Here is a 17,076-nt window from a genome sequence, read left to right as displayed (position 1 = left end):
GACCTGCCCGGCGGGGCAGGTCCACCGGCCGCCGAGGTTCGACGGCTCCGGTTGCACCGTCCGAGCCCTGCGGTCGGGTGCGCCCGGCCGAGCTGCAAGAATCCGGCGGAACACACGGACCGGAGGGTGGCTTTGGCACTGGAAGATCTCGGGCTCGGCGCCTGCGAGGAGTCCGTGTACAGGGTACTGATCGAGCGGCCATCGGCCTCGGTCGCCGAGGTGGCCGCGGCGGCGGCCGTCCCCGACGCGGAAGCCGTGGACGCATTGAACTCGCTCGCCGCTCGCGCTCTGGTCAACAGGCGTCCCGGAAGCGGCCATTATGTCGCCGCGCCGCCATCGGTCGCGCTCGGCACGGAACTGACCGATCGCCGCATCCGCCTCCATCGTGCGGAACTCGCGCTCGCCGAGCTGGTCGAGACCTACCGGACCGGGTCCATGGGACGCGCGCAGCGCGATCTCGTGGAGGTCGTCGAGGGGCGCGATGCCGTGCGTCAGCGGTACCTCCAGCTCCAGCTCTCCTCCCGGCACGCCATCGACACGTTCGTCACCGGCGACATCCAGGTGGTCGGCCCGGAGAACACCGAGGAGCCGACCGTGCTGTCGCGCGGCCTGCACGTGCGTGCCGTCATCGACCAGTCGTTCCTGGGCGAACCGAGCGCGGCCGACAACGTGGACGAGTCGCTCGCCCGGGGCATGCGGATCCGGACGGTCGACGGGGTACCGCTCAAGCTCATCGTCTGCGACGGCGAGACGGCGATGCTCCCGCTGCGTGGCTCCGGCAGCGAGGTCGACCCCAGCCTCGTCCTGCGCGGCGGACTCGCCAACGTTGCCCAGGCACTCTTCGACGCCGTGTGGGAACGGGCCCGTCCCTACGGCGAACCGCACCACGGGATCGATGCCATGGACACCCGCATACTGCGCCTTCTGCTCGCCGGTCTCACCGACCATGCGGTGGCCGCCCAGGTGGACATGTCGGCGCGCACCGTGCAGCGGCGCATCCAGGGGCTGATGGTCCAGGCCGGGGCGACCACCCGCATCCAGCTCGGCTGGTACGCCCGCCACCACGGCTGGGCGTAACGGCCTCCCCCACGACAGGGAGTGGGGGAGGCCTTAAGGCGAGTCCGTGTTCCGCGTCCGTCGCTGACGAGTCTCCGCCACGGCAGGTCGCCGTCGACGTCGAGCGGAGACAGGCGAGTTGCTGCCACGGAACATCCTCGCAGCACCCGGAACCATCCACTCACCGGGTGCGCGGAGGAGGGACATCCATGACCAGGGCATCAGCGGGGCGAAGGTCCGGGCTGCCGGCAGCCAAACTGTCGCTCGTACTGCTGCCGGCCGGGCAGGCCCTCGCGGCCGGGGCAATGGGGACGGCGGGGGCGGGCACCGACCGTGCCGCGTCGTCCGGCCCGAGGACCCGGCCTCCCGAACCGCCGTATGCGTTTCGGTCGACCGACATGAACGGTCAGAGGCTCGGGCTGCGATGGGTGGGGCGGCCGTCGAGGACGGTGAGCACCACAGGGAGTTCGGGCAGATCGGTGGCGGGAGTGGTGAGGGGGTTGTCCGCGAAGACCGTGAGGTCGGAGCGGTGGCCGACGGCGAGCCGGCCGGCCTCGTGTTCCTCGCCCGCCGCATAGGCGGGGTTGATGGTCATGGACTGGAGGGCTTCCAGGGCGGTCAGTGCCTGATCGGGGCCGTGCGGGGGCTGGGTGAGATCGCGGCTGGGGCGGCGGTGGCGGGCTCCCGCCATGACGGCCAGCGGGGGATAGGGAGCGATCGGCCAGTCGGAGCCGAGGACGACGGTGGCGCCGGAGTCCCAGAGATCGCGACAGCGCCAGGCGCGGGAGGCGCGCTCCTCGCCGAGGCGGCGGGACCAGTTGTCGGTGTGGTCGGCCCGGGTGAAGTCGCAGCAGTGGGTGGGCTGCATGGAGGCCACGACGCCGAGCTCGGCGAAGCGGCGCAGGGTGTCGTCGGGCACGGTCTCGATGTGCTCGATCCGGTGCCTGACCACGCGATCGCCCGCGGCCAGGGCCTTGTCGACGGAGTCGAGGACGTGCCGGACGGCCGCGTCACCGATGGCGTGGGTCGCGGTGGGGACCCCGGCCCGGTGTAGCTCGCCGACGATGCGGGTGTAGGCATCGGGGTCGGGCCAGAAGGCGTGCGTGGACTCGTCGTGGCAGTCGGGGCGTTCCAGCCAGGCGGTGCCGTTGTCGATGGTGCCGTCCATGAAGAGCTTGACACCCTCGGTGCGCCAGAGCCCGCCCCCGGTGCCCTGCTCCTCGATGAGGGCGCGCAACGCGTCGGCGTCGGTACCGGGCTGGCACCAGGGCGCGACCCGCAGCCGCAGCGGCAGCTCGCCGGCCGCGTCGAGGTCGGAGTAGAGCGCGAGGCTGTCGCCGTTGGCGTCCATGGCGTGACCGCCGGTGAGACCGGCGGCGGCCATGCTCCGCAGCGCGGCGGCGAGGCGGGCCCGGCGCTCCGCGTGCGTGGGCTGGGGGGCCGCGCGCTCCACGAGTTCGCAGGCGGCGTCCTCGAGCAGCAGGCCCGTCGGCCGGCCCGCCTCGTCGCAGACGACCTCGGCGGCCTGATCGAACCTGCGCGGCCCGTCGACGCCGGCGAGTTCGAGCGCGCGGGGGCTGGCCAGCATGGAATGGGCATCGAAGAGCTGGAGGAGGGCCGGAACGTCGTCCAGTACGGGGGCGAGGGCGGCAGCCTCGATGGGCCGGTCCCCGAAGACGTTCGGGTCCAGGCCCCACCCGTGCAGCCAGGCTCCGGGCGCGAGTGTCCGGACCTCACGGGCCAGTGCTTCGCGCACCTCCTCCAGGCCGGTGCAGCCCGACAGGTCCAGTCCCTGGGTCAGTTCGGCCCCGGAGACCGGGTGAAGATGCCCGTCGACCAGGCCGGGAGTCACCACGGCCCCTTTCAGGTCGATCACCGTGGTCGAGGAGTCTGCCAGCGAACGTATCCGCCGGTCGTCACCGAGGGCGGCGATACGCCCTCCGGACACGGCCAGGGCGGTGTCCGGCAGCAGTTCGCCGGTGACCGGGTCGAGCAGCCGGGCTGAGAGCAGGACGAGACGGGTGCGCACTGGGGCTCCTTGAAGGGCTGGTCAGGTCGGGTTGGCCGGTTGCCCGGCAGCTGGAAGGTCTTCGTCGGCCGCCGCGGGCGCGCCCACGGGGCCCGTACCGAGTTCGCCGGCGAGGCGGGTGAGCATGCCGCTCGGCAGGCCGAGTTCGCGTTCCGCGACGGCGACGGCCATGCGCATCACCGCGGGCGGACGGTTGCTGGTGTCGGTGTTCGCGTGGGCACCGAGCCCGTCGATCACCACCAGGATCTGAATGGTCGTCACATAGGGGTCGTCCGTGCGGAACTCGCCCCGCGCGACACCCTCACGGATGAGGCCTTCGAGCCGTCCGCGCCAGGCCTCCTCCTGTGCGCCGACCCGGTCCCGCAGGACGGGGCGGTAGCGGCTCAGGTGCCGGGCGTTGATCCAGAGCCGGCTGATGTCGTCGTAGGCCTCTCCTGTTGCGTGAGCGAAGAAGCGTGCGAGGTGCTGGAGGGGGGTCCCGTCGGGCCTGTCCGTAGGGACGAGGCGGTCGATCTCGGCGCTCGCGGCGGTGCCGAATGCCTCGCCGACGAGGTCTTCCACCGCTGGAAAGTAGTGACTGATCAGCCCCGGACGGACGTCGAGCTCTTCGCCGATCCGCCGCAGAGTGATGCACTCCAGCCCTTCTGTCAGGGCGACGGTGGCGGCCGCGTCGACGATTTCCGCACGTCGGTCCGCCGGTGACTTTCGAATTCGTTTGCGCTGGACGCTTGACGGCATACCCGCGATGTTATTGAGTGTGCGACCAATAAGCAAGCAGGTGGGTACGCCCAGCACTCGGAGGGCTCAATGGCTTCCACGATTTCCGACCCGAACACAGGCGCTGACGACGGACCGACGTCCTCGGACCGGGCGCGCCGCATTGAGGTCCACGGCATCGACCACATTCCCGAGCGGGAACGCCACGGTCGTGCGCGGGAGCTGTTCGCCGTCTGGGCGGCGCCGAACGTCAACTACCTGAGCCTGGTGGTCGGCGGCGCGCTGATACTCATGGGCCTGAGCCTGTGGCAGGCCCTCGCCGTGATCGTGGTGGGCAACCTGTTCTGGGTGCCGGTCGGCCTGCTGGCCGTCTCGGGCCCGGCCTCGGGGACACCGAGCGAAGTGATCATGCGTGCGATGTTCGGCGTCCGCGGCAACCGGGTGAACATCGCGGTCACCGGCTGGGTGATCTGCATCTGCTACATCGCCCTCAACCTGGCGGCGGCCGCGCTCGCCGCCTTCTCCCTCGTCGAGAAGGCCGGCATCACGCCGAACACGGGCGTCAAGACCGCAGTCGTGGTGGGTATTGCCACGCTCACGCTGGCCATCAGCGTCTACGGCCACGCCACGATCATGAAGCTGTACCTCCCGATCACCGTGGTCCTCACCGCGGCGTTCGCTGTCGTGGCCTTCAGCGTGCTCGGGCACGCGGACTTCGGCTACGAGCCCGCCGAGCCGCTGACCGGCGGCAGCCTGTGGGCGGCCCTCGCGGGCGGCGTCACGCTCATCGCCTCGGGCCCGCTCTCGTACACCAACAGCGCCGACTTCTCCCGCTACCTTCCCCGGGAGACGTCCCCGAAGGCGATCGTGGGCTGGACCGCGCTCGGCGGCTTCCTGCCCAGTGTCGTCGTCACCGCGCTGGGCGCGTTCGCCGCGACCGCGGTCGACATGACCGATCCGCAGACCGCGCTGGAGACGATCCTGCCGGCCTGGTTCACCCCCGTCTTCCTGCTCGCCCTGGTGCTGGGGACGATCGCCATCAACGCCATGACCGCCTACAGCTCCGGACTCGCCCTCCAGGCCGTGGGTGTCCGCATCCGCCGCTCCCTCAGCGTCATCGTCGACGGGGTCGTCGGTGTCGCCCTGACCCTGTACGCGCTGCTCGTGTCCAACTTCCTCGACACGGTCAGCAACGTCCTCCAGCTGACCGTCGTCCTGCTCGGCCCGAGCATGGCCGTCTACGCCACTGACATCCTGCTGCGCCGCAACCGCTATGACGGCCCCGGGCTGACCGACGAGACCCCCGACAGCCCGTTCTGGTTCACCGCCGGCGTCAACTGGGCGGGCGCCCTCGCGCTCACGGCAGGCACTGCAGCGGCGGCCCTCTGCGTGAACACCGTCTACGCCGGCCCGCTCGCCCGCGCCCTGGACGGAGTCGACCTCGCTCTGCCCGTCGGAATCGCCGTGGCGTCGGCGGTCTACGCGGTCATGATGCGGCGCTCCCGCTCCGCACCCGGCACGGAGATGCGGGCATGAGCCGGCGGTCGAGGGGGTCCATTCCTCACGTGGACGGCCGGACACGTCCCGGTCCCGACCGCCCCCGGGGTCGGCATCCGGGCCGGGGCGTGCGGGCCCATGCCCCGCACGCGGTCAGCCCGTTGGTGTCTATTCGAACCGGGCGGTGTCGCCTGCTCCTCGACGCACGATCGTGGCCTCGCCTTCGGAGAAGTCGATGACCGTCGTCGGTTCGGTGCCGCAGTCACCCGAGTCGACCACCGCGTCCACCTCGTGGTCGAGCCGCTCCTTGATCTCCCAGCCCTGTGTCATCGGCTCGTCCTCGTCGGGCAGGAGCAGGGTGCTGGAGAGCAGCGGCTCACCCAGCTCGGAGAGCAGGGCCTGGGTGACCACATGGTCGGGAATACGGACTCCGACCGTCTTCTTCTTCGGGTGCAGCAGCTGACGCGGCACCTCCTTCGTCGCCGGGAGGATGAAGGTGTAGCTCCCGGGCGTGGCCGCCTTGACCGCACGGAACACGTCGTTGTCGACGTGCACGAACTGTCCCAGCTGCGAGAAGTCCTGGCACACGAGGGTGAAGTGGTGACGATCGTCGAGGTTCCGGATGGAACGGATCCGGCTGATGCCGTCCCGGTTGCCCAGCTGGCATCCCAGGGCGTAGCAGGAGTCCGTCGGGTACGCGACGAGCGCACCGGAGCGGATGGTGTCAGCCACCGTGCTGATGGTGCGCCGCTGAGGATTTTCGGGGTGCACGTCGAAGTACTTCGCCATTCTTCGAGCTTATTCGATCCGGACCGCCGTGGGGAGGAACAGGAGCGCGGAGGAGCGCCCGCGGAGGGGACCCGGGCAGGTCGTCGGCTCATCGTTGACGGCGACACCGTCAATGTGTTCCAGGTGGAACGGGAGAATCCCGTGTGTTGCCCCGTCAACATCCAACGCCGGACGACCAGGGCGGCCGGCACCATCATCCCGGCCGACGACATGGGGATCCATCACCTGCCCGCCCTCATTCCGCTGGTCCTGGGCGGACCGGGCATCGCCGTGGCAGGCGATGCTCCCTGCCGGCTGGGCGGCTCGGACCGCTACGGCGACCGCCCTGCGTACCTCATAGGAGCCCCGGACCGAAACCGGCATGCGCGAGGTGAGGCGTCAGCCGACGGTCTTCTGTTCTACGGCGAGGAACGGGAGTTGGTGGATTCTGCTGTTCCTGGTGCCGGCGGACTCCAGATGCTGGTGAGAGCACTCGTCCTCCGGCTCGTGGCCCTGGCCGTTCCGCCAGGGCCCGAGGGTGTGGTTCCGACGGGCGAGATGCGGCGCTTCACCCGGGTCGGCGACCGCGTTGCGCGGTGGATCGTCGGGTGACCCGGCTCAGGTCCCCGGGAGCAGTGGCAGTCCTGCCACCGCACGTCATGTGCGACGGCGGCGGGCCCCCCACCGCGTCGTTGCCGGTACCGTCCTTCGTTCAGGCGCCCGCCGACGACTGGGCCTCCGCCGCCGCGCGGTACAGCCGGCGCAGCCGGACCACGCCCAGGTCGTGCTGGTACAGGTTCTCCCGCTGGTCGGCGTCGGTCGGCATGGCCTCCAGCATCACGCGGTCCTGCTCCAGGACCTCCCAATGGCGCTTCTCGATCAGGGTCTTGTACAGGAATCGCCAGGACGCGCGCTGCCAGTCCTCGACGCGGCGGTAACGCCAGAAGAAGACGCCTGTGCGCTGTTCGTCCACCGGGCAGACCATGCCCACGATGCCGAACGGTCCGCCGGGGCCGGCCGACGGCGGGTACGGGATGGACAGGTCGACCCAGTCCACGCCGGTGCGGCACAGTTCCACCCAGTCGAAGTTGACGCCGCGCTGGTCGGTCTTCTCGAAGAAGTAGCCGCGACCGGTCTCCCGGATGCGGAACTTGGCTGTCGTGTCCCCGTCGAACATCGTGTGCGACTCGTGGTGCAGAAACGCACCGTGCATCGGGTCGAGCAGGTTCTCCACGGCGTACCGCCACGGCACGTTCCATTCGGCGTAGCACAGGAACGCGTCGACCCCGGGGTCCGTCAGCGGCTCGGGCAGCGTCAGCGCGGTCGGCTCCGGGTGCTCCTCGTCACCGAAGTAGGCGAGGATCGCGCCCGCGACCTCGCGCACCGGGAGCGAGGCGACCAACTTCTTGCCCTCCAGGCTGCAGCCGGGCAGTCCGGGGACGGAGGAGACCGTGCCGTCGGTCCGGACCTCTACGCCGTGGTACCAGCAGGCGACCCGGTCACCGAGGTGCTTGCCGAGCGAGAGCGGCGCGCCGCGGTGCGGGCAGCGGTCCGCGAGCATCGACAGAGTGCCGTCGGAGCGGCGGAACAGCAGCCACTGCTCCCCGAGCGCGGTCACCTTGCGCATCGCGCCCGGGGCGACGAAGTGCGAGGGGACGACGGCGTGCCACTGGTTGCGCAGACCGGTGGCGTAGATGTGGTCCGCGGTGGCGGAGGACGACAGCGTCATGGTCAGGCTCCCAGTCGGTTCATCTCGGCGCGGAAGGATTCCTCGGTCCACGGCGTGCCGTCGGCGGCGTGGACCTGACGGGCGTTGAGCCCGCGGACCACGTCGGTCAGCTCGTGGCCCTCCTTGGTGAAGACGTCCTCGAGGGTCGCGGCGAGCTTGTACTCGTACGGGGTCGGCTCGTGCGTACGGGACTGGTGGACGTCCAGGTACGGCCAGGTGTCGGTCACGGTGTCTCCTGAAAGTGCGGGGGAAGGGGTCACAGGTCGAGGACGAGTCGGCCGGAGGCACACCGCGAGACGCAGATCATCATCGTGGCGCCGGCGGCGTGTTCGGCCTCGCTGAGCAGGAAGTCGCGGTGGTCGGGGGTGCCGTCGAGAACCCGGGTCTCGCAGGACCCGCAGATCCCGTCGCGGCACGAGCTCTGCACGCTCAGCCCGGCGCTCTCCACGGCGTCGAGGATCGAGGTGTCCGCGCCGACCGTGACCGTCACCCCGGAGGTGCGGCACTCGACCTCGAACGCCTCGTCGTCACCGGTGCGATCCACGACCGGTGCGGCGAACCGCTCCAGGCGCAGTCGGTCCTGGGGGCAGCGCTCCTCGACGGCCGTGAGCAGCGGTTCGGGTCCGCAGGAGTACACCAGTGTGCCGTCGGGCAGCTCCGCGAGCGCGGCGTCGAGGTCGATGTGGCCCAGCTCGTCCTGCGGGACGAGTGCGATGTCACCGCCGAGCGCCGCGAGTTCCGAAGTGAACGCCATCGAGGCCCGGCCCCTGCCGCCGTAGACCATCCGCCACGGGGTTCCCCGGCGGGCGGCCTCCCGGGCCATCGCCAGCAGCGGGGTGATCCCGATGCCACCGGCGACGAACACATAGGCGTCGGCTTCCTCCAGCGCGAAGTGGTTGCGCGGTTCGGAGACCGTGACCGGCTGTCCGGGACGCAGCTGTGTGTGCACGTATCGCGAACCGCCGCGCGAGGCGGGTTCGTTGAGCACACCGATGCGGTAGACGTCCGGTGTGCGCGGGTCGCCGCACAGGCTGTACTGGCGCACCTGGCCGCCGACACGGACATCGAGGTGCGCGCCGGGCGTCCAGGCGGGCAGGGGTTTGCCGTCGGGGTGGGTCAGTTCGACGGACAGTACGCCTTCGGCCTCCCACGTCATACGACGGACGATCAGCTGCAGCGAGTTCTCGCTCATGGCCTGTTGCCTCCTTACCGGCAGTACGGGGGCCGGGCTACTGGCCCGGGATCCTCACGGGTGGGGTGAACGGGTTCTTCATCGGGCCCAGTGCCGTCAGATCGACCTCGACGAGGGTCGGTCCGCCCGAGGCGACGGCCTCGTCGAGCACCGGTCCGGCGTGCTCCTCGGCGGCGATCCGCAGATACGGCAGCCCACAGGCGCGTGCCAGCAACTCGAAGTCGGGGGTGACCAGGTCCACCCCGGACCGGCGCTCGCCGTAGCGGTCCTGCATGTTGCGCAGTACGCCGTAGCCGCCGTCGTTGAAGACGATCAAGGTCAGGCGGGGCCGCTCCTGGGCGAGGGTGAGGAGTTCGCCGAGGTGGACGGCGAGTCCGCCGTCGCCGGCGATCACGACGGTGGGCGTGTCGGGCCGGGCGAGCGCGGCGCCGATGCCCATGCCGAGCCCCTGCCCGATGCCTCCGCCGCGCGGGAAGACGTTGTCGCACGGGTCGTACATCTCCAGCAGTCGGTTGCCCCAACTGCTGGACGGGATGGTGACGTCGCGCGCCACGACCGCCTCGCGGGGAAGCGCGGCGCGGATCGCGTCGCAGATCGCGGCCTGTGGGCCGATGCTGTCGTGCAGGGTCACCCGCACCTCGGTGCGTACGGCGATGACGCGGTCCGCCCAGCCGGACTCTGCGGGCCGGGCGTGCGGCAGCAGACCGCTCAGGGTGGCGGCCGCATCGCCGTGCAGGGCGTGGGCGGCCGGGTACACGCGGCCGAGCGCGGCCTCGTCGATGTCCACCTGGATGTGCGCTCCGGGGAGCTTCAGCGTGTAGTCGGCGGTCTCGTTCGAGCGGAAGTGCGTGCCGATCGTGAGCAGTACGTCCGCGTCGGCGAGCAGTGCACGCCCCGCGGGGGTGGTGGCGAAGTTGCCGATGACCTGCTCGTGGTCCTCGGGCACTGCTCCGCGCCCGGAGTTCGAGGTGAGCAGTCCTGCTCCGGTCGCCTCCAGCAGCCGGGCCAGTTCGCCGCGGGCGGTGACGGCGCCGCCACCGGCCCAGATCAGCGGACGGCGCGCCGAGGCCAGGAGGGCTCCGGCGGCCGCCAGTTCACTCGCCGCTGGAGCGGGGACGGCGGGCGCGGGGAGCTCGGCGGGTTCGTCGGTCTGCGTCGCGTACTGGAGGTCGATCGGCCATTCCACGCTCGCCGGACCGCCCGGCGCGGTCAGCGTGGCGTGGGCCGCCTCGCGCAGGATCCGGCCCGCCTGCTCCGCGTCCGGCACACTCGCCGCGTACGCCGAGACGGCGGTCAGCATGCCGAGCTGGTCCTTGGTCTCGTGGATGAAGCCCCGGCCGCTGCCCAGGAATTCGCTCTCCACCTGGCCGGTGATGTGCAGCACGGAGCTGCCCGCGCTCAGGGACTCGATCAGTGATCCGGCTGCGTTGCCCGCCCCCGTGCCGGTCGAGGTCAGTGCGCAGCCGAGGGTGCCGCGGGCCCGCCCGTAGGCGTCGGCGGCGTTCACGGCGGACGCCTCGTGCCGGACGGGGACGAACCGCAGTTCGCGATCGACGGCCTCGACGAGCGGCAGGTTGTGCACGCTGACGATGCCGAAGACGGTGTCGATGCCGAGTTCGCGGAGGACGGCGACGAGGAGATCGCCTCCGTTGTCGTAACGCATGGTGTCTCCTCAGAGGATGGAGCGGCCGACTCCGCCGCAGACGTCGATGCTGGTGCCGGTGATGTACGAGGCGAGGGGTGAGAGCAGGGCGACGACCGCGTACGCGACTTCCTCGGCCCGGCCGAGGCGGCCGAGCGCGATACCCCGGTCGGCGGCCAGTTCCGCCTGCCAGTCCTCGTAGGTCATGCCGGAGTCCGCGGCCGCGTGGCGTCGGGTCCACTGGCCGGTGTCGATGAGTCCCAGACAGACGGAATTGACCCGGATGCCGTCGCCGGCCAGTTCGGCCGACAGGGACTTGGAGAGATTGAGGATGCCGGCGCGGGCGGCGCTCGTCGTGATCAGCCGGGTCTCCGGCTGCTTGGCGAGCACCGCGTTGATGTTGACGATGCTCGCCGCGCCGGAGGCGGCGAGATACGGCCGAGCCGCCTGCAGTGGGTTCAGCACCCCGGCGAACTTCAGCTCCAGCTCGTCGCGCCAGTCCTCGGCGGTGGAGTCGTCGAGACCCTTCATCCGGGACTGTCCCGCGTTGTTGACGAGTCCGTCGATGCCGCCGAACTCCTCGGCGGTGCGTCGGACGAAGCCGTGCACCGCATCGGCGTCCCGTACGTCGCACACGCCGGTCAGCAGGCGGTCACGTCCGGCGCCGAGCCGGGCGGCCACCTCGGCCAGCCGGTCGGCGTCGCGGCCGCAGGTGGCGACACGGGCGCCTTCGTCGAGGAGGGCGCGGACCGTGGCCAGGCCGACGCCCGAGCTGCCGCCGGTGACCACGATGGTGCGGTCGGCGAGGCCCAGATCCATAACTCGTTTCTCCTGCAGTTCAGTTCATGGTGAAGCCGCCGTTGACGGCGATCACCTGGCCGGTCAGATAACGGGACTCCTCGCCGAGCAGGAAGGAGACGATCCCCGTGAGGTCGTCGGGCTGCTGCGGCCGGGAGATGGCCCGGTTCATGCGGTAGAGGTCGTGCCGCTCGGCGGGCACGGTCTCGGTCGCCTCGCATTCGGTGAGTCCGGGGGCGACCGCGTTCACGGTGATCCCCCGGTCGCCGAGCTCGCGGGCCATGGCCCGGGTCAGTGCGATGACCGCGCCCTTGGAGGCGACGTAGTGGGCAAGGCGCGGAGATCCGTACAGTGCCGCGTCCGAGGCGATGTTGACGATGCGGCCGGGACCCGTGAAGAGCGGAAACAGCGTCTTCGACACCAGCCACGGGCTGCGCGCGTTGACCGTCATCAGCCGGTCCCACACCTCGACGTCGATGTCCTGGAACTCCTTGCCGCCCACGCCGTTGGCGAGCGCCGCGTTGTTGACCAGGCCGTACAGGGTGCCCAGCTCGCGCACGGCGTCGGCCAGCGCGTCCACCGAGGCGGGGTCGGCGACGTCGCAGCGTACGAAGTGTGCGTCGACGCCCTCCGCGCGCAGCTCCGCGACAGCGTGCTCGCCCCGCTCCCGTTCCAGTTCGGCGACGACGACCCGGAAGCCGTCGGCGCCCGCCCGGCGGGCCATGGCCAGTCCCAGGCCACGGCCCGCGCCGGTGACGACGACGGTGCGTGCGTCGGCCGGAGGCTGGTCAGCCACGGGTGACGCCGTGCATCGGCGAGTACTCGGGGTAGGTCGGCACCTGCGGCTTCTGCGTGCCGATGACGACGCAGAACAGGGCGTCGGTGTCGCCCTCGTTCTTGAGCGACCGAGTCACGCCGGCCGGGACGACGATCATGTCGCGGTAGCCGAGGGTGCGGTACTCGGCCTCGTCCGGGCCGCGGTGGATGCCGACCTTGACCTCACCCTCCAGGACGAAGAACGCCTCCTCGACGTCGTGGTGGGTGTGGGCCGGGCCCTCGGCGCCGGGCGGCAGCAGCATGTTGGAGAAGGTGAAGCCGCCGGACGGGATGATGCGGCTGTCGCTCTCGTGGTTGCCGGTGGCGCCGGAACCGACGTACCGGATCTGGCCGCGACGGTACTGCGGGCCGGCCTTCTCCTGGAAGGAGAGGGTGTCGAAGTCCGCCACGCGGGAGCTCTTGGTGGCGATGAGGGAGTCGGTGTACGCGGACAGGTCGCCGCCGTTGTCGTACTCGGTGGTGGTCAGAGGCATGGGGAACAGCTCCTATTCGGGAATGGATGCGGTGATGCGGAGGTGGGAGAGCACCCAGGCGTTGAATCGCCCGGGCTGCTCCTGGTTGGCCAGGTGACCGGCGTCCTTGACGATCACGTAGGCGGTTCTGTGGATGGCCCCGGCGATGGCCTGGCTCGCCTCGATGCCGGTGACCATGTCCTGGTCGCCGCAGAGCACGAGCGTGGGCGCGGTGATCGAGGGGAGTTCGGCGCGCAGATCGGCCGCGGCCATGGACTCGGCGGCGTACGCGTATCCCGGCAGCCGCACCGATTCCGCCATGGTCCGCACGACCCGGCGCACCAGATGGTCCGGAGCGCCCGGTGACAGCAGCCGCGGTCCGCGCGCCTCGGCGAAGGCGCGCGCACCGAGTTCGGCCAGCTCGCCCGCCCTCGCCCGCATGCCCTCGGCCTTCGCTTCGTCCGTGCCCGAGCCGGGACTGGAGTCGGCGACGATCAGCGAGGAGACGAGCTCCGGGTGGCGGGCGGCGAGCCGCAGCGCGATCACACCGCCCCAGGAGACGCCGAGCACATGCGCGTTCGAGGCACGCTCGCGGATGAGGGCGGCCGCCGTGTCCGCGAAGTCGTCGAGGGTGAGCGGCTCCTCGGGGTCGGGGGACTTGGCATAGCCCGGGGCGTCCCAGGCCACGACCCTTACGTACGAGGAGAGTTCGGCGACCTGCGGGGCGAACGCGGCCGACGACGAGCCGATGCCGTGCAGGCACAGCAGCAGTGGACCTCGGTCGCCGGCCTCCTCCACATGGACGTCGACGCGGCCGCTCAAAGGATCTGCCCCGACCGTCCGGCGAGCGCCGCGAGGCTGCGCAGCACCGCGTAGGGCACGACCTGGCTGGTTGCCGGATTGCCCGGGTCGGGCAGATGCGCCACCTCGAAGCGGTACGCACCGTGCGGGCCGGACGCCTCGATCACATGCCGGGTGTGGTGCGCCGCCGGGTCGGCGACGACCCGGACCCGCACAGCGTCCAGGTCGCCGACGGCCAGCGCGACCGACGCGGCCACGTTCGTCGACTTGGGGAACTTCACCGGAACCTCGCGGGCGGTGCCGGACATGATCTCGACCGGTCCGGTTGCAGTCCGCATCCGGGTCAGCAACTCCTCATTCATCCAAGGCTGTTCGAGGGTCGACGGCAGCTTGGTGGTGGTCAGGCGCACCTCGTCCAGCGGGCCGAGCGAGCGTGCCGCCTGGAGGAGGTCGAGACCGCCGACGGCGCCGCCCGTGAAGTACACCCGGCCCGGCCCCGCCGCGAGCAGCCGCTTCGCCAGCTCGTCGTCGGTCAGCGCCCCGCTGGAGGCGATCAGCAGATCGGTGCCGGAGGCCAGCACCCGCTCTCCCCAATCCCGCACGACGCCCTGGCCCGCGGCCTCGACGATCAGGTCGCAGAGTTCCAGGGCCTCCTCGAAGGTGACCTGACGCGCGGGCGCGGCTTCACCGAGGGGACGGTTGTCGACGACGCACACCAGCTCGGCGCCGCCCACCTGTCCCTCGGCGAGGGCGGTGCCGACGACCCGGCCGATCGCACCCCAGCCGACCACGCCGACCTTGCGTACGGTGCTCATGCGGTTGCCTCCTGGGCGTCGACGGGTGCGAGCGGGCCGGGGTCCGGCGAGCCCGCCATGTGACAGCGGATCTCCTTCGACGGCGGACCGGCCGTGCCCCACAGGTCGGACAGGTCGGGCACCCGCCGCCACACCCGGGCGATCCAGGCGTCCTCGACGATCTGGGCGACCTCGGAGGTGTACTCGCAGACCAGCCCCGACGGGTCGGTGAAGTAGGAGAAGGTGTTGTTCCCGGGACCGTGCCGGCCGGGACCCCACTGGGGGGTGATGCCGTGGTGGCGCAGCCGGCCGAGGCCCCGCATGAAGTGGTCGACCGAGGTCATCTCGTACGCCACATGGTTGAGCGAGGTCCACTCGGCCTGGTTGAAGGCGATGCAGTGGTGGTCGGCGTTGCAGCGCAGGAACGCCATCTGGTGCTCGGACCAGTCGGAGACACGCAGACCGAGCACGTCGCAGTAGAAGGCGACGGCGGCGTCGATGTCGGTGGTGTTGAGCACGGCGTGCGTGACCCCGACGGGCACGGCGCCGTCCCGGCCGCACGGGACGACCGCCTCGACCTGGGCGCTGATCTCGATGAGGCGCCCCTCGGGGTCGGTGAACCGCAACCCGTAGCCCCCGCCGGCCTGTTCCAGCGGGCCGGGCCCGAAGACGGGAACGATGGAGCGTGCTTCGAGGCGCCGGGCGGCCTCGTCGACCTCGGCGGGGGTCGCGACGGCGAACGCGATCCGGCCGAGACCGACCCGCTCCCGCTCGGTCAGGTGGAGCACGTGGTGCTCGTCTCCCGTGCCGCGCAGCCAGCGGGCGCCTGTGTCGGACTCGACGGTCCGAAGGCCCCAGACCTCCTCGTAGAAGTCGGCGGCCTCGGTGAAGGCCGGCGTGTGCAGCTCGACGTAGCGCAGCGATCGGAGCCGGGCGATCGGACCGGGCGGTGGTTGGTGCATGAGTCTCTCCAAGACGGGCAGGCGTGCCGGGTCAGTTGGCCCAGGGGAGCGGGAGGTCCGAGGTGCCCCAGTACAGGGACTTCTGGCGCTGGTAGGCGCGGATGGCGTCGCGGCCCTTCTCCGTACCGAGGCCACTGTCCTTCCATCCGCTGAACGGGGTGGAGGCGCTGAACTGCTTGTACGTGTTGATCCAGACGGTGCCGGCCTCGATACGGCGGGCGATCCGCCACGCGGCCCGCAGGTCGCGGGTCCAGATGCCGCAGGCCAGCCCGTAGACCGAGTCATTGGCCTGGCGGACCAGATCGTCCTCGTCGTCGTAGGGCAGGGCGACCAGCACGGGTCCGAAGATCTCCTCCTGGCAGGTGCGGGAGGTGTTCGGCAGCCCGTCGAGGACGGTCGGCAGGTAGTACGCGCCGTCCTGGTACCGCTCGCCCTCGGGTGCGGACCCGCCGCACAGCACCCGCGCGCCCTCGGAGCGGGCGAGGTCCACATAGGCGGCGACGGAGTCGCGGTGGCGGTGGTGCACGAGCGGGCCGACCTGGGTGCTCGGTTCGGTGCCGGGGCCGACGCGCAACTTGCGGACACGCTCGATGAGTTCACCGACGAAGGAGTCGTAGATCTCACGGGCCACGAAGAGCCGGGAACCGGCGATGCAGGACTGGCCGCTGGACGAGAAGATCCCGAACAGCACGCCTGCCAGGGCCTGTTCGACGTCCGCGTCGGCGCGCACGATCGTCGGCGACTTGCCGCCCAGCTCCAGCGAGGCGGGGACGAGCTTCTCCGCCGCGGCCGCGGCGATGGACCGCCCGGTCTCCGTGCCGCCGGTGAATCCGATGCGGGCGACGAGGGGATGGCGTACGAGGGCGTCCCCGACCACCCGGCCGCTGCCGGGCAGCACCGACAGCAGGGCTGTGGGCAGCCCGAACTCGTCGAGCGCCCGGGTGATCAGACGGCCGAGGGCGAGGGAGACCAGGGGGGTCCAGGCCGCGGGCTTGAGAAGGACCGCGTTCCCGGCCGCGAGCGCGGGGGCGATCTTCTGTGCGTCGCTGGCGACGGGGGAGTTCCAGGGGTTGATCGCGCCGACGACGCCGATCGGTTCGTACACGCTCATCGTGACGTACGGACCGCGGGACGGGGTGACGGAGTCCTCCGCCGTCTCCAGGGCGGCCGCCATGTAGCGGAAGGTGCCTGCCGCGCTGAGCGCGAGGGCCCGGGTCTCGGTCAGGGTCTTGCCGGTGTCGGCGGTCTGCAGGGCCGAGAGCTCGTCGGCAGCCTCTTCGGTCAGCTCGGCGATCCGGTGCAGCAGCCGGGCGCGCTCGTGGGGGAGCAGGTCCCGCCAGGCGGGGTCCGCAGCTGCCTTCGCCGCGGCCTCGGCCGCTTCGGCGACCTCGTCCGCCGATGCGGAGTGGACGGTGGCGACGATGCGGCCGGTCGCCGGGTCGACGGTGTCGACGGGCTCGCCCGCGCCGCGTCGCCACTGGCCCGCGATCAGGATGTCGGTGGGGAAGTGCGGCACGGGAGAACCTCCGGGCGAGGCGGCGGAATGAGGGGACTTCGGGTGCGGATGCGCTCGGCGCGACACCGGAGTGACTGGGCTGCCTGCACTGTCGAAGTGCTAGAAATCTAAGAGCTTAACTTTCTCTGCGCAAGGCCCGAGTTGAAATCGGTGTCGAGGGGACCTTGAGCATGGGATCCGTGGCGGCGAGGATGGTCGACGAGTGGATGGCCGTCAGATTTCTAAGCACTTAACCATTGACCGCTTAGATACGGGACCCTACTGTCTCCGCAACTCCTCTGTCCGC

The 17,076-nt window shown here is 71.0% G+C and carries 17 protein-coding genes; 3 read left to right on the top strand and 14 right to left on the bottom strand.

Annotated elements, in window-relative coordinates:
- Positions 1-132 precede the first annotated feature (132 nt).
- Positions 133-1,077: a helix-turn-helix domain-containing protein gene (locus ACFU6I_RS14130; RefSeq protein WP_384365289.1), complete on the top strand. Its 945-nt coding sequence runs from the start codon at positions 133-135 to the stop codon at positions 1,075-1,077.
- Between the two features lie 385 nt (positions 1,078-1,462).
- Here the strand turns inward: ACFU6I_RS14130 and ACFU6I_RS14125 are convergent, their stop codons facing one another.
- Together ACFU6I_RS14125 and ACFU6I_RS14120 are read right to left on the bottom strand one after the other, a co-directional pair.
- Positions 1,463-3,085 (bottom strand): amidohydrolase, encoded by a 1,623-nt coding sequence (locus tag ACFU6I_RS14125; RefSeq protein WP_384365286.1) that lies wholly within the window; start codon positions 3,083-3,085, stop codon positions 1,463-1,465.
- Between the two features lie 21 nt (positions 3,086-3,106).
- Entirely contained in the window at positions 3,107-3,823 is a 717-nt protein-coding gene (locus ACFU6I_RS14120; RefSeq protein ID WP_384365283.1) for a TetR/AcrR family transcriptional regulator, read from the bottom strand.
- Between the two features lie 69 nt (positions 3,824-3,892).
- Between ACFU6I_RS14120 and ACFU6I_RS14115 the strand changes: the two genes are divergently transcribed.
- Entirely contained in the window at positions 3,893-5,338 is a 1,446-nt protein-coding gene (locus ACFU6I_RS14115; RefSeq protein ID WP_384365280.1) for a purine-cytosine permease family protein, read from the top strand.
- 129 nt (positions 5,339-5,467) lie between these two features.
- On the opposite strand, the gene ACFU6I_RS14110 is transcribed toward ACFU6I_RS14115, so the two are convergent.
- Positions 5,468-6,088: an L-threonylcarbamoyladenylate synthase gene (locus ACFU6I_RS14110; RefSeq protein WP_384365277.1), complete on the bottom strand. Its 621-nt coding sequence runs from the start codon at positions 6,086-6,088 to the stop codon at positions 5,468-5,470.
- On the opposite strand from ACFU6I_RS14110, the gene ACFU6I_RS14105 reads away from it, so the two are divergent.
- Positions 6,065-6,679, top strand: a complete 615-nt coding sequence (locus ACFU6I_RS14105) for a hypothetical protein (RefSeq protein ID WP_384365274.1) — start codon at positions 6,065-6,067, stop codon at positions 6,677-6,679. The two genes, ACFU6I_RS14110 and ACFU6I_RS14105, sit on opposite strands and share 24 nt — an antisense overlap.
- Positions 6,680-6,779: 100 nt before the next feature.
- Here ACFU6I_RS14105 and ACFU6I_RS14100 read toward each other — a convergent pair whose 3' ends face one another.
- Genes ACFU6I_RS14100 through ACFU6I_RS14050 form a run of 11 tightly spaced genes read right to left on the bottom strand, consistent with a single transcriptional unit; the run spans position 6,780 to position 16,790 of the window.
- A complete protein-coding gene (locus ACFU6I_RS14100) occupies positions 6,780-7,796 on the bottom strand; it encodes a Rieske 2Fe-2S domain-containing protein (protein WP_384365271.1) in 1,017 nt (338 codons plus the stop codon).
- Positions 7,797-7,798: 2 nt separating this feature from the next.
- Entirely contained in the window at positions 7,799-8,023 is a 225-nt protein-coding gene (locus ACFU6I_RS14095; protein WP_327242639.1) for a recombinase-like helix-turn-helix domain-containing protein, read from the bottom strand.
- Positions 8,024-8,052: 29 nt separating this feature from the next.
- Positions 8,053-8,988 (bottom strand): PDR/VanB family oxidoreductase, encoded by a 936-nt coding sequence (locus tag ACFU6I_RS14090; RefSeq protein ID WP_384365269.1) that lies wholly within the window; start codon positions 8,986-8,988, stop codon positions 8,053-8,055.
- A 37-nt stretch (positions 8,989-9,025) separates the two neighbouring features.
- Positions 9,026-10,651: a thiamine pyrophosphate-binding protein gene (locus ACFU6I_RS14085; RefSeq protein WP_384365266.1), complete on the bottom strand. Its 1,626-nt coding sequence runs from the start codon at positions 10,649-10,651 to the stop codon at positions 9,026-9,028.
- Positions 10,652-10,660: 9 nt separating this feature from the next.
- Positions 10,661-11,449, bottom strand: a complete 789-nt coding sequence (locus ACFU6I_RS14080) for an SDR family oxidoreductase (RefSeq protein WP_384365263.1) — start codon at positions 11,447-11,449, stop codon at positions 10,661-10,663.
- 19 nt (positions 11,450-11,468) lie between these two features.
- A complete protein-coding gene (locus ACFU6I_RS14075; RefSeq protein ID WP_384365260.1) occupies positions 11,469-12,224 on the bottom strand; it encodes an SDR family oxidoreductase in 756 nt (251 codons plus the stop codon).
- Positions 12,217-12,738, bottom strand: coding sequence for a cupin domain-containing protein (locus tag ACFU6I_RS14070; RefSeq protein ID WP_376665990.1), 522 nt, complete (start codon positions 12,736-12,738; stop codon positions 12,217-12,219). Before ACFU6I_RS14070 ends, ACFU6I_RS14075 begins: the two co-directional genes overlap by 8 nt.
- Positions 12,739-12,750: 12 nt before the next feature.
- Positions 12,751-13,539 carry an alpha/beta fold hydrolase gene (locus tag ACFU6I_RS14065; RefSeq protein WP_384365257.1) on the bottom strand — a complete coding sequence of 263 codons (789 nt, stop codon included), beginning with the start codon at positions 13,537-13,539 and terminating at the stop codon, positions 12,751-12,753.
- Entirely contained in the window at positions 13,536-14,333 is a 798-nt protein-coding gene (locus ACFU6I_RS14060) for an aspartate dehydrogenase domain-containing protein (RefSeq protein ID WP_384365254.1), read from the bottom strand. Before ACFU6I_RS14060 ends, ACFU6I_RS14065 begins: the two co-directional genes overlap by 4 nt.
- Positions 14,330-15,274 carry a VOC family protein gene (locus ACFU6I_RS14055; protein WP_384365251.1) on the bottom strand — a complete coding sequence of 315 codons (945 nt, stop codon included), beginning with the start codon at positions 15,272-15,274 and terminating at the stop codon, positions 14,330-14,332. Before ACFU6I_RS14055 ends, ACFU6I_RS14060 begins: the two co-directional genes overlap by 4 nt.
- A 31-nt stretch (positions 15,275-15,305) precedes the next feature.
- The gene (locus ACFU6I_RS14050; protein ID WP_384365248.1) at positions 15,306-16,790 is read right to left on the bottom strand and encodes an aldehyde dehydrogenase; all 1,485 of its coding nucleotides are present in this window, start codon (positions 16,788-16,790) and stop codon (positions 15,306-15,308) included.
- Between the last annotated feature and the right edge of the window lie 286 nt (positions 16,791-17,076).

Origin of the sequence: Streptomyces sp. NPDC057486, from assembly GCF_042802415.1 — a bacterium.
GTDB classification, from domain to species: Bacteria; Actinomycetota; Actinomycetes; order Streptomycetales; family Streptomycetaceae; genus Streptomyces; species Streptomyces yanii.
The sequence above is the reverse complement of the archived record's forward strand: the minus strand, read 5'-3'. Positions and strand labels throughout refer to the sequence as shown.

Bases quoted from the DNA above. Each gene is read 5' to 3' on its own strand.
- ACFU6I_RS14115 (WP_384365280.1), top strand. From the start codon at position 3,893: ATGGCTTCCACGATTTCCGACCCGAACACAGGCGCTGACGACGGACCG.
- ACFU6I_RS14110 (WP_384365277.1), bottom strand. From the start codon at position 6,088: ATGGCGAAGTACTTCGACGTGCACCCCGAAAATCCTCAGCGGCGCACC.
- ACFU6I_RS14100 (WP_384365271.1), bottom strand. From the start codon at position 7,796: ATGACGCTGTCGTCCTCCGCCACCGCGGACCACATCTACGCCACCGGT.
- ACFU6I_RS14070 (WP_376665990.1), bottom strand. From the start codon at position 12,738: ATGCCTCTGACCACCACCGAGTACGACAACGGCGGCGACCTGTCCGCG.
- ACFU6I_RS14055 (WP_384365251.1), bottom strand. From the start codon at position 15,274: ATGCACCAACCACCGCCCGGTCCGATCGCCCGGCTCCGATCGCTGCGC.
- ACFU6I_RS14060 (WP_384365254.1), bottom strand. From the start codon at position 14,333: ATGAGCACCGTACGCAAGGTCGGCGTGGTCGGCTGGGGTGCGATCGGC.
- ACFU6I_RS14085 (WP_384365266.1), bottom strand. From the start codon at position 10,651: ATGCGTTACGACAACGGAGGCGATCTCCTCGTCGCCGTCCTCCGCGAA.
- ACFU6I_RS14120 (WP_384365283.1), bottom strand. From the start codon at position 3,823: ATGCCGTCAAGCGTCCAGCGCAAACGAATTCGAAAGTCACCGGCGGAC.
- ACFU6I_RS14090 (WP_384365269.1), bottom strand. From the start codon at position 8,988: ATGAGCGAGAACTCGCTGCAGCTGATCGTCCGTCGTATGACGTGGGAG.
- ACFU6I_RS14080 (WP_384365263.1), bottom strand. From the start codon at position 11,449: ATGGATCTGGGCCTCGCCGACCGCACCATCGTGGTCACCGGCGGCAGC.